Raw genomic sequence first — 15,617 nt, 5'->3', positions numbered from 1 at the left:
AACGGCATGCCATTTGAATCGCTGATCACTGCTGTGATTGAAACCTCGCTGAACACATTGATTAAAGATGACCCTGCGCTAGGTCGTCGTTTGGCGCGGCTAAAAGGTCAGGTTATTCAAGTTCACCTTAAAGAGCTCAACAAGACACTGACGTTCATTTTTAGTCAACAAATTGATGTGTTGGGTCATTACGAAGGGCAGCCCGATTGCTACCTATCATTAAACGTAAGTGTATTGCCAGAACTGCGTGATCAAGCCAATATCACTCGCCTTATTAAACAAGACAAGCTTGAGCTTGAAGGCGATATCCAATTGGCGCAAAAGTTCTCTCAATTGATGGTCGATTGTAAACCCGATGTCGAAGAGTGGTTGTCTCGCGTGATTGGCGATGTCGCCGCGCATACCTTCGTACAAGGCTCAAAAGACATCGGCAGTTTTTTTGCCTTTCAAGCAGACAAACACCAACGTCATCTTGCGCAAGTGGTGACAGAAGAGTGGAAATTGGCACCAGGACCGTTAGAAGTTGCGTATTTTTGTGATCAGGTGGACGAGGTTCGCAGTCAAGCCTCTCGCGTTGAAGCGCGCTTGACGGCTTTGCTGAGTCAGCTCGATTCAGATAACTCTGCGCAGGAGACATCATGACCCCTGCAGAACTCAAGCGTTTATACCACATCGCCAAAGTACAACTGGAATACGGCTTGGATGAGTTGTTGCCGGAGCATCAACTGACTAAAGCGCCACTTTTAATGCGCAAAAGCCTATTTTGGATTAAGAATAAGCACCCTGAGAAGCCGCTTGGTGAGCGTTTGCGTTTGGCGTTGCAAGAGCTTGGCCCAGTTTGGATCAAGTTTGGTCAGATGATGTCGACGCGACGGGACTTATTTCCTCCGCATATTGCTGATCCGCTTGCGTTACTTCAAGACCAAGTCGCCCCATTTGATGGTGAGCGAGCAAAAAAGCAGATGGAGCAAGCGTTAGGTGGCTCGTTAGAAAACTGGTTTACCGAGTTTGATATCAAACCACTGGCGTCGGCGTCGATTGCACAGGTGCATACTGCGCGTTTAAAAGACACTAACCAAGAAGTGGTATTAAAGGTTATTCGTCCAGATATTCGCCCGGTGATTGATTCAGATCTAAAACTGATGCACCGAATGGCGCGTATAGTCGCCGGAGCGATGCCTGAAGCACGTCGTTTGAAACCGGTTGAAGTGGTGCGTGAGTACGAAAAAACGCTGCTCGATGAACTCGATTTGCGACGTGAAGCCGCGAACGCGATTCAGTTGCGTCGCAACTTTGAAGGCAGTGAAGAATTGTATGTTCCTGAAATTTTTCCTGACTTCAGTAATGAAACTGTCATGGTTTCTGAGCGAATATATGGCATTCAAGTCTCTGACATTGAAGGCTTGAAAGCCAATGGCACCAATATGAAGTTGCTTGCGGAGCGCGGTGTGAGTGTCTTTTTCACTCAGGTGTTCCGAGACAGCTTTTTCCATGCCGATATGCATCCGGGTAATGTGTTCGTTAACCCCGAACACCCAGAAAACCCAATGTGGATCGGGCTAGATTGCGGGATCGTTGGTACACTTAACAGTGAAGATAAACGTTATCTAGCGGAAAACTTCCTGGCCTTTTTCAACCGTGACTACCGTCGAGTAGCGGAGTTACATGTGGATTCAGGGTGGGTACCTGCTGATACTAATGTCGACGAGTTTGAGTTCGCGATACGCATAGTGTGTGAGCCGATTTTTGCTAAGCCGCTGTGTGAAATCTCCTTTGGTCATGTGCTGTTGAACTTATTCAACACAGCACGTCGATTCAACATGGAGGTTCAGCCCCAGTTGGTGCTGCTGCAAAAAACGTTGTTGTACGTGGAAGGGCTTGGTCGCCAGTTGTACCCTCAGCTTGACTTGTGGGCGACCGCAAAACCATTTCTAGAAGAATGGATGATGAATCAAGTTGGGCCGCAAGCGCTAGTGAATGCGATTAAAGATCGCGCACCATTTTGGGCGGAGAAGTTACCAGAGTTGCCAGAGCTGCTTTACGATAGCCTCAAGCAAGGTAAAGCCATGAACCAAAGAATGGATCAGCTTTATCAAGGGTACCGTCAAAGCAAGCGTCAGCAGGCAACGGGGAATTTTTTATTTGGCGTTGGCGCCACTTTAGCCGTATGCTCGGCAATATTGGTGAATAACGCTTTTGAGCAGCTGTCGGTGGCCAGCGGTATCGCAGGAATCACATTTTGGCTGTTTAGTTGGCGAGCTTATCGTCAATAGACGTTAAACTCTTGAAATAATTTAGTTTAAAGACCCGAGGTAAAGAGAATGGGTGGTATCAGTGTTTGGCAACTTCTAATTATTGCTGTAATTGTCGTATTGTTGTTCGGAACGAAGAAACTGCGTGGTATCGGTGGTGATCTGGGCGGTGCCGTTAAGGGCTTCAAAAAAGCGATGAGTGATGAAGGTGCGGCGAAGGATGACAAAGACGCAGACTTCGAGCCAAAAAGCTTAGAAGAGCAGCAGAAAAAAGAAGCTGCGACCGAAACAAAAAAAGACAAAGAGCAGGCATAAAACGTGTTTGATATCGGTTTTTGGGAACTGGTATTAATATCTGTCGTTGGTCTGGTCGTTCTTGGCCCGGAGCGTTTGCCTCATGCTATTCGTAGTGTGTCTCGTTTTATCGGTGCCGCTAAGAGTATGGCAAATAACGTTAAAGACGAATTGTCACACGAGCTGAAAGTCCAAGAACTGCAAGAAAACTTGCGTAAAGCTGAGAAAATGGGGATGGAAGATCTGTCTCCTGAGTTGAAATCTTCAGTCGAAGAGCTCAAGAAAGCAGCGCAATCTGTAAACCGCCCTTACGCAGACAAAACTGAGTCAGACGCTGAGCCTGAAAAAGCAGCATCAGAGCTTGATAAGGTAGCAAAAGCGGAAGAGAGTAAGGTTACAGCGGCAGATAAGAAAGCCGAATAGTCTCATTAGGAGGAGCTGCTAGTGATTGGTAGCTCCTTTTTGATCTGTTTTTTAATAAGAGGTTTGCCATGTCTACCGTCGAGCAGACACAACCTTTAATTAGTCATTTGTTAGAACTTCGCAACCGACTACTGCGCGCAATCTTGGCAGTGTTGGTGGTGTTTGTTGGGCTAATTTATTTCTCCAACCACATTTATGAGTTTGTTTCCGCGCCTTTGGTAGAGCGTTTACCGGAAGGGGCAACCATGATTGCAACGGATGTGGCGTCACCCTTTTTTACGCCACTTAAGCTGACATTAATTGCTTCGGTATTTATTGCGGTGCCTTTCATCTTGCATCAAGTCTGGGCCTTTATTGCGCCGGGCTTGTACAAACACGAACGCCGCTTGATCATGCCGTTGCTATTTTCGAGTTCCTTGCTCTTTTACTGTGGTGTCGCGTTTGCTTACTTTGTCGTCTTCCCACTAGTCTTTGGCTTCTTTACGGCGATTTCACTTGGTGGTGTTGAATTCGCAACGGATATCTCTAGCTACTTAGACTTTGTTCTGGCGCTATTTATGGCGTTTGGTATTGCATTTGAGGTGCCGGTTGCCATCATTTTGCTGTGTTGGACGGGCGCAACGACACCGCAAGAGTTAAAAGAAAAACGCCCTTATATTGTCGTTGCGGCTTTTATTGTCGGGATGGTTTTGACACCACCTGACATGATCTCGCAAACCTTATTGGCAATCCCAATGTGTTTGCTGTTTGAAGTTGGCTTGTTCTTTGCCCGTTTCTATACGCGAAGAAGTGAAAACACGGAAACAGAAACTGAAGAGTAATGCTAATCGGGCTTTAAAAGCGGCTCAATCGAGCCGCTAAAGATGAAAAAGAGTTTTCGCGTTTTCGGTTGTGATTGCATCGATTTTCGTCACCTCTTCCTCGCGTAAATCGGCAACACGCTGCGCAACCAATGCAGTGTAAGCGGGCTCATTGCGCTTACCTCGATGAGGCACGGGGGCCAAGTATGGACAATCGGTCTCTAAGAGGACCCACGCCATGTCTAGGTGAGGAATCACCTTATCCATTCCCCCATTTTTGAATGTCGACACGCCACCCAATCCAAGGTGAAAGCCTAACGCATTAATGGCTTGGGCTTCCGCTAATGTGCCACCAAAACAGTGGAACACACCACGTAGGCGGCCATCTTGCTCCTGACGTAGCAGTGTTAGTGTCTCTTCAATCGAGTCACGAGTGTGAATCACGACCGGTAAATCTAGCTCTTTTGCCCAGTTAAGCTGTGTAGTAAATGCCATCTCTTGCTCGGCACGATAGGTTTTATCCCAATACAGGTCGATGCCGATTTCGCCCACAGCAATAAATTTATGCTTTTCAAACCAGCCGCGGATGATGTCCAACGTTTGTGCAACATTGCCATCCACATAACAGGGATGAAGCCCCATCATGGAATGGCACACGTCAGGATACGTTGCTTCGGTTTGCAGCATGGGTGCGATAGAGTCGAGATCGATATTAGGCAGTAGGATTTTATCAATGCCTTGGGCTAAGGCACGTTTTACAACCTCGTCGCGGTCATTATCAAATTCGCTGGCGTATATGTGTGCGTGGGTATCGATCATCGTTGGTCTCTATACTTTATCGTTTGTGTAAGATGAGAAGTATACTTGAGTGTGAGTGTTGGGTCATTTTCAGTTTTTTTCAGTCCCTTTTTCCAGATTGCCACTCGCAAGGTGCATCAAGAGTGATATGATTTTAGTCACCAGATGATTCGATCATCCTAACCGTCCAGACAAGGAGAAAATGGTGTCTGTATCAATTCAAGGTCCATTCCCTGCACGCCGTATGCGTCGTTTACGTAAGCACGATTTTAGCCGTCGTTTGATGGCTGAGAACCAACTTTCTGTGAATGATCTGATTTATCCGATGTTCATTTTGATGGGGAAAGATCGCCGTGAGAGCGTGGAGTCCATGCCGGGTGTAGAGCGTTTGTCGATTGATTTAATGCTAGAAGAAGCACAATACCTTGCCAATCTAGGCGTTCCAGCAATCGCGCTTTTCCCTGTCGTAAACCAAGACGCTAAAAGCTTATGTGCTACAGAAGCTTATAATTCAGAAGGTTTGGTTCAACGCGCAGTGCGTGCGCTTAAAGAACACATCCCTCAAATCGGTGTGATCACAGACGTTGCACTCGACCCTTTTACCACACACGGCCAAGACGGCATCATCGATGAAGATGGCTATGTCATGAATGATGAAACCACAGAAGTGTTGGTGAAGCAGGCGCTGTCTCACGCAGAAGCGGGGGCTGACGTCGTCGCGCCTTCAGATATGATGGATGGTCGTATTGGTAAGATCCGCGAAGCACTAGAAGATGCGGGTTACATTCATACACAAATCATGGCGTACTCGGCGAAATACGCATCGAACTACTACGGACCATTCCGTGATGCGGTCGGTTCTTCTTCCAACCTAAAAGGTGGCAACAAGAAAAACTACCAAATGGATCCCGCTAACATTGATGAAGCGATGCACGAAGTGGCGCTGGACATTAATGAAGGTGCGGACATGGTGATGGTTAAGCCTGGTATGCCATACTTAGACGTAGTCCGCCGTGTAAAAACCGAGTTGCAAGTACCGACATTTGCGTATCAAGTCTCTGGAGAGTACGCAATGCACAAAGCCGCGATCATGAATGGCTGGCTCAAAGAGCGTGAAATTGTGATGGAATCACTCCTGTGTTTCAAACGTGCAGGTGCGGACGGCATTTTAACTTACTTTGCTAAAGACGTAGCAGAGTGGCTGGCAGAAGAGAACGCACAAACGGCTCAACACCTAAATCGTACACAGGAAGCGACAGAAGAGTAATTATTGCTTGTGAGAAACACCGGACTAACAAGAGTGTTCGTCTGTATATACCCAAGTAACCTCAGACGGATTACAAAAGTAAACAATCTAAGGAGCTTGGGTATATTTATTTCTGGAGAATAAAATAATGACAATGTTGATTCGTGAAGGAACATTGGAAGAAGCGCTTAAAGTGGTGGCTCGTGTGACAGAGTTCGCTAAAGGAGAAACCGTTGATTCCATGACGCAGCGGCTAGGAGAAAGAAACAGCTTAATCCTAGTTGCGGAAAAAAATGGCGTGATCGTAGGCTTCAAAATAGGTTACGAGTTGGATGAGAGTGTTTTTTATAGTTGGCTTGGCGGTGTCGTACCAGAAGCTCGTAACGAAGGTGTGGCACAGATGCTTTTGGAGGCGCAAGAAGACTGGGCAGCAGAGCAAGGCTATAACACGCTAAAAGTGAAATCTCGAAATCAGTTTCCCGCCATGCTTCGATTGTTATTGAGAAATGGCTATATCATTGAAAAATTTGAAGAAAAAGTTAACCTTCGTGAATCTCGAGTTCATTTCATTAAAGCGATGTGAAAATAAATGAGACTTTCTCTCATTTAACTATTGACTGAGAAATGAGAATCATTATTATTAACCCTGTCTTAGGGAATGAGGAAGAGCTCACAAGAACGTTGAATGACTTATTAACAGAAGTTGATTAACTGAAAGTTGAGAAGTGATGAAACATTTTTCTGAGAACTTGCACGAATTCTTTTTGACACGACATTGCTCACATTGCTTCCAGTGTAATTTATAGCTTCTTGATGAAGCGATTCTAATGACAGAATTTGCTTTATCACTTCTGCTAGGCGACCCATTTGGGTCGCTTTTTTCTTTCTACAATTTCTATTTGACGTCTCTATCCATAACTTTTCCACACGTGATGATCATTTAAGGATCGTTGATCAGTTCGCCGTTTTTTTAATAAGTACAATAAAAACAATGCTTTGGGAATGATGCCTTGTGTTTTATCTAGTGTTGGATAACCAGTGGATAATTTCTATGAACAGACTTATCCACAGCATGGTGTGGGTTTTGTGAATAACGCCGGAATATTTACGCGAGTTGAATCGAGCGAACAAGATAGATTCAGATCTGTAGTCATGGCATTCTAAGTAGATCTATTAAGTACTGATTTGGATACAGACAATTATGGCAAGTATTCCTGAAAACCCGTTGATCCTCATTGATGGTTCTTCTTACCTATACCGCGCTTTTCATGCCTATCCTGGCACGATGAGTAATGGTGAAATTCCCACTAATGCTGTTTACGGTGTGGTGAATATGTTACGCAGCATGATGCGCCAGTTCGCCTCTGACCGTATTGCGGTAGTTTTTGATGCGAAAGGGAAAACCTTTCGAGACGATATGTTTCCGGAATACAAAGCAAACCGTCCACCAATGCCAGATGATCTGCGCTGCCAAATTGAACCGCTGCATGATGTGATTCGTGCGATGGGACTACCGCTGATTTGCGTCCCTGGTGTCGAGGCCGATGACGTGATTGGAACACTTGCTTACCAAGCATCACAACAGGGCATGCCTGTATTGATCAGTACTGGTGACAAAGATATGGCGCAGCTGGTGGATGACAACATTACGTTGATCAACACCATGACCAATGTGGTCATGGATCGCGACGGTGTGATTGAAAAGTTCGGCATTCCACCAGAGTTGATCATCGATTATCTCGCGTTGATGGGGGATAAAGTCGATAACATTCCTGGTGTTCCTGGTGTGGGTGATAAAACCGCCACCGCATTGCTACAAGGTATTGGCGGCATCAGCAAGTTGTACGAAAATCTTGATGATGTTGCTGCTCTTGGCTTCCGTGGTTCAAAAACGATGGCGAAGAAACTTATCGACAACAAAGAAAATGCGATGCTGTCGTACGAGCTGGCGACCATTAAGCTAGATGTTGCGTTAGAAGAAACGCCAGACTCGTTACTAAAAGCGGAGCCAAATAAAGACGAACTGATTAAGCTGTATGGTCAACTGACGTTTAAATCTTGGCTGAATGAATTACTGGAAGGCGGCTCTGGCTCTGTTGTCGCGGTCGAGCTGGCAGGCTCAGCTCAAGCCTCATCTTCTCCATCAGGGATGGAAACTTCCGCTGTTACTCTCGATCGTAGCCAATATGAAACCATCCTAGATGAAGAAGCGTTCAATACGTGGTTAGAAAAACTCAAAGCTGCTGAGTTATTTGCTTTCGATACCGAAACTGACAGTCTAAATTACATGGTCGCAAACCTAGTTGGTTTGTCATTTGCTATCGATGAAGGTATCGCGGCATACGTGCCAGTTGCTCACGACTATTTAGATGCACCGAAGCAACTGGATCGCGACTGGGTTCTTGAGCAACTAAAACCGATTTTGGAAGATGAGTCGTTAGCTAAGGTCGGTCAAAACCTCAAATACGATGCGTCTGTATTGGCTCGGTACAATATTGAGCTAAAAGGCATTAAGCACGACACCATGTTGGAATCGTACGTTTACAACAGTGTGGGTGGTAAACACGATATGGACAGCTTGGCACTGCGCTTTCTTCAGCACAGTTGCATCTCCTTTGAGCAAATTGCGGGTAAGGGTAAAAAACAACTCACGTTTAACCAAATCGAATTAGATCAAGCATCACCGTATGCGGCAGAAGATGCGGATGTGACCCTTCGTCTGCATAATCGCCTGTTTGCTAATATCGAGCAAGATGAAAGTTTAAAGACCGTTTACGAAGAAATAGAAATGCCGTTGGTGCCTGTGCTGTCTCGCATTGAACGAACCGGCGTATTCATTGACGAAATGCAATTAAGCGCACAGTCGGTAGAAATTGCGGCACGCCTCGATGAACTTGAGAAGAAGGCATACGAAATTGCAGAGCAAGAGTTCAACATGAACTCGCCCAAACAACTTCAAGCCATCCTGTTTGAAAAAATGGGTTTACCGGTTGTGAAGAAAACGCCATCAGGTACGCCGTCGACCAATGAAGAAGTATTACAGGAGCTGGCGCTCGATTACCCATTGCCAAAATTGATTTTGGAATATCGCGGTTTGGCGAAGCTTAAATCGACGTACACGGACAAGCTGCCAAAGATGATCAACCCAAACACAGGGCGAGTGCATACTTCTTACCATCAAGCGGTCACCGCAACAGGTCGTCTATCTTCTACCGATCCGAACTTACAGAACATTCCAATTCGTAACGAAGCCGGTCGTCGCATACGCCAAGCATTTGTCGCGCAAGCAGGTCACAAAATCTTAGCGGTCGATTACTCGCAAATCGAACTGCGCATCATGGCGCACCTTTCTGGCGACCAAGCACTATTGGATGCATTCCGTGACGGAAAAGATATCCACGCCGCAACCGCGGCAGAAATCATGGGGTTGGATATTGATCAAGTATCGAGTGAACAGCGTCGCCGCGCTAAAGCCGTTAACTTCGGGCTTATCTACGGCATGAGTGCGTTTGGCTTGGCGAAGCAATTGGGGATCCCTCGCGGTGAAGCGCAAACCTACATGGATAAATACTTCGAACGTTACCCTGGCGTAATGCAGTATATGGAAGACACACGCAGTGCGGCGGCTGATAAAGGCTACGTTGAAACGATTTTTGGTCGACGTTTGCACCTACCCGAAATTAAATCGCGTAATGGTATGCGTCGTAAAGCGGCAGAGCGAGCGGCAATCAACGCGCCGATGCAAGGCACGGCAGCAGACATCATCAAGAAAGCGATGTTGCTTGTGGACCAGTGGATTCAGGAAGAAGGCAATGGTCGTGTGAAGTTGTTAATGCAAGTACACGATGAATTGGTCTTTGAAGTTGAAGAGTCATCATTGTCCGAAATTGAAAGTAAAGTACAGAAACTGATGGAGTTTGCAGCAGAACTGAAAGTGCCTTTAATCGCGGAAGCTGGTCATGGTGATAACTGGGATCAAGCCCATTAGTCACTTTTAAACCATTTCTGCCAATTTAGTATGAGCCAGCGCACAAACGTTGGCTTTTTTGAGCGATTAAAAAAGCGAGCGCAAAGTTAGCTTTAATGTTGCTTAATAAAAATTTCATGAAAAAAAACTACAAAAATTCTTTGCAATTCTGACCAATTGTTGTACATTAATACTCGTAGGGTACAGAGGTAAGATGTTCTATCTTTCAGACCTTTTGTTTCACGTTATTGGATTAGGCTGATTCAGCCGCCCCAGTCACTTTTTGACTGGGGCGTTTTTTATTGGGCGAAAGAAAATTTTTCTTTTTGTTCAATGATTTGGGCTGGTAACGACTTGTCTTTATATTTCACTCACCCTTAACCTATTATCTACACTTCAATTTTCTTCAAAACTCACAAACTATCAGTCTGTAAATTTATGCCAATCACACTATGATTTTTTCTTGAAGGAAACTAAGTTGACGTGGAAATGGGCAGGTTACTGTCTAACTTATTGAATTGTAATTTCTTTACTTGTTATGGTTGTGAGTTGATTAAGCGAAAGCTAAAGTTAGACGGCTTTTTAAGCTATTGAAATCATCCGATAGTTCAGCAATGCTTTGGCACATAATAATAAGTACCAATTTTTCTCTCCCGTTATCCCTACCAGGAAGGTGGGGATTTTTATTACCTGAAATTCGCGCTTTCCACCCTCAGAGCAATAAAAAGCCCGACCAAAAGGCAGGGCTGTGTCAAAAATAATTAACAAAAATTGTTAATTATTCTTCGTGGTTCTCTGGTGTATCCAGTTCGCTTTCTTCCATCAGGTGAGCGAACGCAGGTGCAAACCAAGTGTCCAGTTTAGCGCGCAGCTGATCAACGCCTAATCCCTTTAATGAAGAGAATACGTCAACAGCCACATCGCCGCCGAAAGTTTCCACTTGCTGGCGCACTTTCAACAATGTTTGTTTGCGCGCCCCACTTTTTAACTTGTCTGCCTTGGTGAGTAAGACTTGTACTGGGATGTGGCTGTCAATAGCCCAGAAAATCATTTGCTGGTCGAGATCTTTCATTGGATGACGGATATCCATCAGAACCACCAAGCCTTTTAGGCATTGGCGCTTCTGCAGGTATTCACCCAAAGATTTCTGCCATTTGTTTTTCATTTCTAGTGGTACTTGAGCAAAACCGTATCCCGGTAGATCGACAATATGACAACCTTCTTCTACTTTGAAAAGGTTGATCAATTGGGTGCGACCAGGTGTTTTGGATGTCTTGGCTAAGCTTCTCTGATTAGTTAGACGGTTAAGTGCACTTGATTTACCAGCGTTTGAGCGTCCTGCAAACGCAATTTCGACACCTTCGTCTTCCGGCAGGTGACGAATATCGGGTGCGCTGGTGATGAAATGCGTATTTTGGTAATGAATTTTTACGCTCACTGTTAACTCCATCTCGACTTTGTGTAGTCGATTGATTACTTTTTTGTGAAAATGTGTAAAATAACCGTGCTCGGCATAAGGGCGCCTATTGTACCATGAGTGTACGCGGTATGTTCATATTCCGTGGTACTGGAAGCTTGATAATTATAATGGAATGTCATGAAGAAATTAGCGCTAATTTTGAGTCTTTTAGCCAGTTGCTCAGTATGGGCCCAAGGTAGTATTGAGGCTGGTAAAGCAAAATCACAAACCTGTGTCGCCTGTCACGGAGCAGATGGCAACAGTGCAATAACAACATACCCGAAACTCGCAGGCCAACACGCGAAGTATCTTGAGAAGCAGTTAAAAGATCTTAAGCTAGGCATGACAAGTGGTGGTAAACAAGGTCGTTATGACCCGGTAATGAGTGGGATGGCAATGCCACTAAGTGATGAAGATATCGCTGATCTATCCGCTTATTATGCGTCTCTACCCATTTCAGAGAACTCAACGCCTGAAGATGTGGTAGCGAAAGGAAAAAACCTTTATACCGCGGGTGATGCTGAGCGTGGTCTAACCGCATGCATTGCTTGCCATGGTCCACGAGGTAATGGTACTGAGCTTTCAGGTTTTCCTAAAATTTCTGGTCAGCATGCAGACTACATCAAAGCTCAGCTAGAAAAATTCCGCGATGGCAACCGTGGTAACGATATGAATGGCATGATGGGTGACATCGCTAAGAAAATGACAGACCAAGATATTGAAGTTCTGTCGAAATACGTTGGCGGTCTGCACTAATATACCCAAGCGATTTGAGATCCCGCATCTTGAAGTTAATTGGGTAGATACCCCCTTATATGGTTCGAGCAACCTTTTACAACAATGCCCTTGTGAATTCGCTGGGGCATTGTTGTTAGTAAGGTTGGTCACGGTTTCGTCACCGAGGTGGCACTTGAAAGCGACAGGCTTACTGTCGCTTTTTATATCTGCTCGATATCAACCACAATTAGCATTGTTACGTTTATCCTTCCAATCAAAATTTTTTAACAAAAATCGTTGAAAAAACGTTCAGTAACACTCCAATCTGAGTCAACTTTCTGGTATGTTTCGCATCCCTGTTTGAGGAAGTCAGCATGCACACCTGTCCTTTATGCCAAAATCAGCGCGCTCACCATTATTTCGAAGATCAGCAACGTGAATATCTTCAATGTGAGCAGTGCAGTTTGGTGTTCGTTAATCCAGACCAACGTTTGGATGCGGAAACTGAAAAAGCTCACTATGATTTGCATGAGAACAACCCCGAAGACTTGGGGTATCGACGTTTTTTGTCGAGAATGGCTGAGCCAATTTCAGAGCGAATTTCACCACAATCGAATGGAATCGACTTTGGTTGTGGTCCGGGCCCAACGCTTTCCTTGATGCTAGAAGAAGCGGGGCATAACATGGCGTTATACGACCTCTACTATCACCCTGATACTTCGGTGTTAGAAGTGCAGTATGACTTCATGACAGCAACTGAGGTGATTGAGCACCTCTACCACCCCAATTTGGTGTGGAAGCAATGGTTGAATTTAGTTAAGCCTAGGGGCTGGATTGGTTTGATGACGAAAATGGTCATCGATGCAGAAGCATTTAAGTCATGGCACTATAAGAACGATCCAACCCACGTGGTGTTTTTTAGTCGTGATACTTTCCAGTTCCTCGCTGAGCGGGATAAGCTCGAACTCGAATTTATTGGTAATGATGTAATTTTACTGAGGAAGACCCAGTAATGAGCCGTACAAAGAAATCTAGAAAGCCAGGTGCCGCAGGCGCGCCTGAACCTGTTGTTACTCGTAACCGCACCGAGTCTGATGTTGAAGGCCGTCTACGTAAGCGTGCTAAAAAGCGCAAAGGCTTGCAGACTGGCAACCGCAACACAGAAGCGAACGAGAAGAAAAAACAAACCGCAGCACAAAACCGTGATCCGCGCTTGGGTAGCAAGAAGAAAATCCCTTTAGTGGTTGAGCCAGCGAAGAAGATGACAAAGCAAGAACGTCGTCTATCCGCAGAGCAAGAGCTAGAAATGCTAGAAAATGATGCGCAATTGAACGTATTGCTGGATCGTATCGAAGCGGGTGAAAGCCTAGGTACTGGTTTACAGAAATACGTTGATGAGAAACTGAACCGCATCGAGAAGCTAATGGATCAATTGGGTCTGTTGGAGCCTGAAGAAGATGAAGACTTCACTGCGCCTGCTGAAAAAAGCGCGCGTAATGATGATGACTTGCTTGCAGACTTCGACGATATAAACTTCGACGATTACAAAGGGTAATGGAGCAATGAACGTAACCTTATTAACTATTGCCGGTGTGGTTATTATCATCGCGCTCGCTTCTTATGCAGGTTACCTTCTGCTTCAATTGAAAAAGCAAAAGGAATTGCAGCTGAAGCATCAAAAGTTGGCGATTGATAAACGTAACGCTAACATTTTTGAGAGTGTGCATACTTTGTGTCAGGCAGGCATTCAAGGCCAATGCGATTTATCCGAAATCAGTATCCGTGTGTATAACATTATGGATTACGTACAGGGTGAAGACCGTGTCGATTTCGATAAAACGTACCCTGCAATTTCTGAGCTTTTTCATATTGTGAAAGATATGCCGCGTGGTGAAGAACGCCAACAGCTTGCCAAGAAAGAGCGTATGCAGCAGAACTTGACTCGTCATAAAGCGGAGAGCCGCTTAACGGATGCGATTGTCGAAGAACTCAAATTGTTGCAAAAAAACGTCCAGCCACTGAATAATCAAATTAATATTCAGATGATTTAACACTGACCCACTGGTTTTTTGATGACTATTGGAGGTATCGTGATCACGTTGGCACTTCTTTAGTTTTATAATTAAAAAGCCAGTCGGCGCGCCGCGGTTGTCATCATCATGTGGCAAAATAGCGGCTCTGAATATCGGGTGACGACTTTCGTTGCCCTCGCATTTAACGGAAAGTACCACCATGTCGAATCAACACACTGAATCGAAACAGCAAATCGTCTGGGATCAAGCGGTATTGGATAAGTACAATTATTCCGGTCCTCGCTACACGTCGTACCCAACGGCGCTGGAATTTCATGAAGCGTTTACCATTTCTGATTATGATATGGCATGCACTCAGTACCCAGATCGTCCGTTATCGTTGTACGTTCACATCCCGTTTTGTCACAAGCTTTGCTATTACTGCGGCTGTAACAAAGTGATTACGCGCCACTCACACAAAGCGGACGAATACCTCGACGTACTCGAACACGAAATTCGCCAACGTGCTTCGCTGTTGGTTGGTCGCACGGTGACTCAATTACACTTTGGTGGTGGTACACCAACGTTTCTTTCTGAAAAGCAAATTACACGTGTCATGAGCCTGCTGCGTCAAGAGTTTACCTTCAGTTCCGATGCAGAAATCAGCATTGAGGTTGACCCGCGTGAAATCGAGCTCACGGTGCTGGACCATCTGCGCTGCGAAGGATTTAATCGCCTGAGTATTGGTGTGCAGGACTTTAACAAAGAAGTGCAGCAGTTGGTCAACCGCGAACAAGATGAAGAGTTTATCTTCGCGATGGCGGCCCGTGCGAAAGAGCTGGGCTTTCGCTCAACGAACCTTGATTTGATTTACGGCTTACCGAAGCAAACGAAGACGTCTTTTGCTAAAACGCTTGAACAAGTGCTAGAAATGCAGCCAGGTCGTTTGTCGGTGTTTAACTACGCGCACATGCCACAACTGTTTGCAGCGCAGCGTAAGATCAAAGATGAAGACTTACCTAAAGCCGAAGAGAAGATGGCGATTCTGCAAGACACCATCGCGACACTGACTGGCGCTGGCTATCAATTTATCGGCATGGACCACTTTGCTTTGCCGGACGATGAACTTGCCGTTGCCCAGCGCGAAGGTATTTTGCATCGCAACTTCCAAGGCTACACCACACAAGGTGAATGTGATTTGGTTGGCTTTGGTGTGTCAGCGATTTCGATGATCGGCGATGCGTACGCGCAAAACCAGAAAGAGCTGAAGAAATACTACGCTCAAGTCAACGAACTTCGTCACGCACTGTGGAAAGGAGTGTCGTTGGACTCTGATGACCTACTGCGTCGTGAAGTGATTAAGCAGCTGATTTGTAACTTTCAATTAGACAAGAAAGCCATCGAGTCAGAATTCAAACTGAGCTTCGATCAATATTTCAAAGAAGATTTGCAGCTACTGCAAACCTTTATCAATGATGAATTGGTCGAAGTGGATGACAGTGAAATCCGTGTGACGCTGCGAGGTCGTTTGCTGATCCGTAATATTTGTATGTGTTTCGATAAGTACCTGCGAGCGAAGGCGCGTCAGCAACAATTCTCTCGTGTTATTTAATCAGAGAATCCGATTCAAGATATAAAAAATGCCAGCA

16 protein-coding genes are annotated in these 15,617 nt (G+C 45.3%); 14 read left to right on the top strand and 2 right to left on the bottom strand.

Translation table 11 applies throughout. The features are described from left to right. Window positions 1-6: 6 nt before the first annotated feature. The 5 genes from ATG66_RS19460 (at window position 7) to tatC (ending at window position 3,790) form a co-directional block, all read left to right on the top strand. Complete coding sequence (locus ATG66_RS19460) at window positions 7-642, top strand: ubiquinone biosynthesis accessory factor UbiJ (protein WP_098416857.1); 636 nt, start codon at window positions 7-9, stop codon at window positions 640-642. Beyond that, the gene (ubiB, locus tag ATG66_RS19455; protein ID WP_098416855.1) at window positions 639-2,273 is read left to right on the top strand and encodes a ubiquinone biosynthesis regulatory protein kinase UbiB; all 1,635 of its coding nucleotides are present in this window, start codon (window positions 639-641) and stop codon (window positions 2,271-2,273) included. The genes ATG66_RS19460 and ubiB overlap by 4 nt, the downstream gene beginning before the upstream one ends. 48 nt (window positions 2,274-2,321) lie before the next feature. Further along, window positions 2,322-2,567, top strand: coding sequence for a Sec-independent protein translocase subunit TatA (tatA, locus tag ATG66_RS19450; RefSeq protein WP_098416854.1), 246 nt, complete (start codon window positions 2,322-2,324; stop codon window positions 2,565-2,567). A 3-nt stretch (window positions 2,568-2,570) separates the two neighbouring features. Then, window positions 2,571-2,969: a Sec-independent protein translocase protein TatB gene (gene tatB, locus ATG66_RS19445; protein ID WP_098416852.1), complete on the top strand. Its 399-nt coding sequence runs from the start codon at window positions 2,571-2,573 to the stop codon at window positions 2,967-2,969. Window positions 2,970-3,037: 68 nt separating this feature from the next. Continuing rightward, window positions 3,038-3,790, top strand: a complete 753-nt coding sequence (gene tatC, locus ATG66_RS19440; protein WP_098416851.1) for a twin-arginine translocase subunit TatC — start codon at window positions 3,038-3,040, stop codon at window positions 3,788-3,790. 36 nt (window positions 3,791-3,826) lie between these two features. On the opposite strand, the gene ATG66_RS19435 is transcribed toward tatC, so the two are convergent. Next, window positions 3,827-4,588 carry a TatD family hydrolase gene (locus ATG66_RS19435; protein ID WP_098416849.1) on the bottom strand — a complete coding sequence of 254 codons (762 nt, stop codon included), beginning with the start codon at window positions 4,586-4,588 and terminating at the stop codon, window positions 3,827-3,829. Between the two features lie 184 nt (window positions 4,589-4,772). Between ATG66_RS19435 and hemB the strand changes: the two genes are divergently transcribed. From hemB to ATG66_RS21260, 4 genes are all read left to right on the top strand, one after another. Next, on the top strand, window positions 4,773-5,834 hold the full coding sequence (gene hemB, locus ATG66_RS19425) for a porphobilinogen synthase (protein ID WP_098417127.1): 1,062 nt from the start codon (window positions 4,773-4,775) through the stop codon (window positions 5,832-5,834). 127 nt (window positions 5,835-5,961) lie between these two features. Beyond that, window positions 5,962-6,396, top strand: a complete 435-nt coding sequence (locus ATG66_RS19420; protein WP_179885740.1) for a GNAT family N-acetyltransferase — start codon at window positions 5,962-5,964, stop codon at window positions 6,394-6,396. A gap of 618 nt (window positions 6,397-7,014) precedes the next feature. Beyond that, on the top strand, window positions 7,015-9,801 hold the full coding sequence (gene polA, locus ATG66_RS19410) for a DNA polymerase I (RefSeq protein ID WP_098416847.1): 2,787 nt from the start codon (window positions 7,015-7,017) through the stop codon (window positions 9,799-9,801). 193 nt (window positions 9,802-9,994) lie between these two features. Then, entirely contained in the window at window positions 9,995-10,042 is a 48-nt protein-coding gene (locus tag ATG66_RS21260) for a hypothetical protein (protein WP_438356636.1), read from the top strand. 516 nt (window positions 10,043-10,558) lie between these two features. Here ATG66_RS21260 and yihA read toward each other — a convergent pair. Then, the gene (gene yihA, locus ATG66_RS19405; protein ID WP_098416846.1) at window positions 10,559-11,218 is read right to left on the bottom strand and encodes a ribosome biogenesis GTP-binding protein YihA/YsxC; all 660 of its coding nucleotides are present in this window, start codon (window positions 11,216-11,218) and stop codon (window positions 10,559-10,561) included. 159 nt (window positions 11,219-11,377) lie between these two features. Here yihA and ATG66_RS19400 point away from each other — a divergent pair, with 159 nt between their 5' ends. The 5 genes from ATG66_RS19400 to hemN all read left to right on the top strand — a co-directional run bounded on the left by ATG66_RS19400 (window position 11,378) and on the right by hemN (window position 15,580). After that, window positions 11,378-11,995: a c-type cytochrome gene (locus tag ATG66_RS19400; RefSeq protein WP_098416844.1), complete on the top strand. Its 618-nt coding sequence runs from the start codon at window positions 11,378-11,380 to the stop codon at window positions 11,993-11,995. Between the two features lie 335 nt (window positions 11,996-12,330). Further along, on the top strand, window positions 12,331-12,969 hold the full coding sequence (locus ATG66_RS19395; RefSeq protein WP_179885739.1) for a class I SAM-dependent methyltransferase: 639 nt from the start codon (window positions 12,331-12,333) through the stop codon (window positions 12,967-12,969). Next, on the top strand, window positions 12,969-13,511 hold the full coding sequence (yihI, locus tag ATG66_RS19390) for a Der GTPase-activating protein YihI (protein WP_098416841.1): 543 nt from the start codon (window positions 12,969-12,971) through the stop codon (window positions 13,509-13,511). The genes ATG66_RS19395 and yihI overlap by 1 nt, the downstream gene beginning before the upstream one ends. Before the next feature lie 7 nt (window positions 13,512-13,518). Then, the gene (locus ATG66_RS19385) at window positions 13,519-14,007 is read left to right on the top strand and encodes a DUF2489 domain-containing protein (protein WP_098416839.1); all 489 of its coding nucleotides are present in this window, start codon (window positions 13,519-13,521) and stop codon (window positions 14,005-14,007) included. A gap of 181 nt (window positions 14,008-14,188) precedes the next feature. Further along, window positions 14,189-15,580, top strand: coding sequence for an oxygen-independent coproporphyrinogen III oxidase (gene hemN / locus ATG66_RS19380; RefSeq protein ID WP_098416838.1), 1,392 nt, complete (start codon window positions 14,189-14,191; stop codon window positions 15,578-15,580). Window positions 15,581-15,617 lie beyond the last annotated feature (37 nt).

This window comes from Vibrio sp. ES.051 (assembly GCF_002563795.1).
Taxonomy (GTDB): Bacteria; Pseudomonadota; Gammaproteobacteria; order Enterobacterales; family Vibrionaceae; genus Vibrio.
Note: the sequence above shows the minus strand (reverse complement) of the source record. Positions and strands in the feature narration are given on the sequence as shown.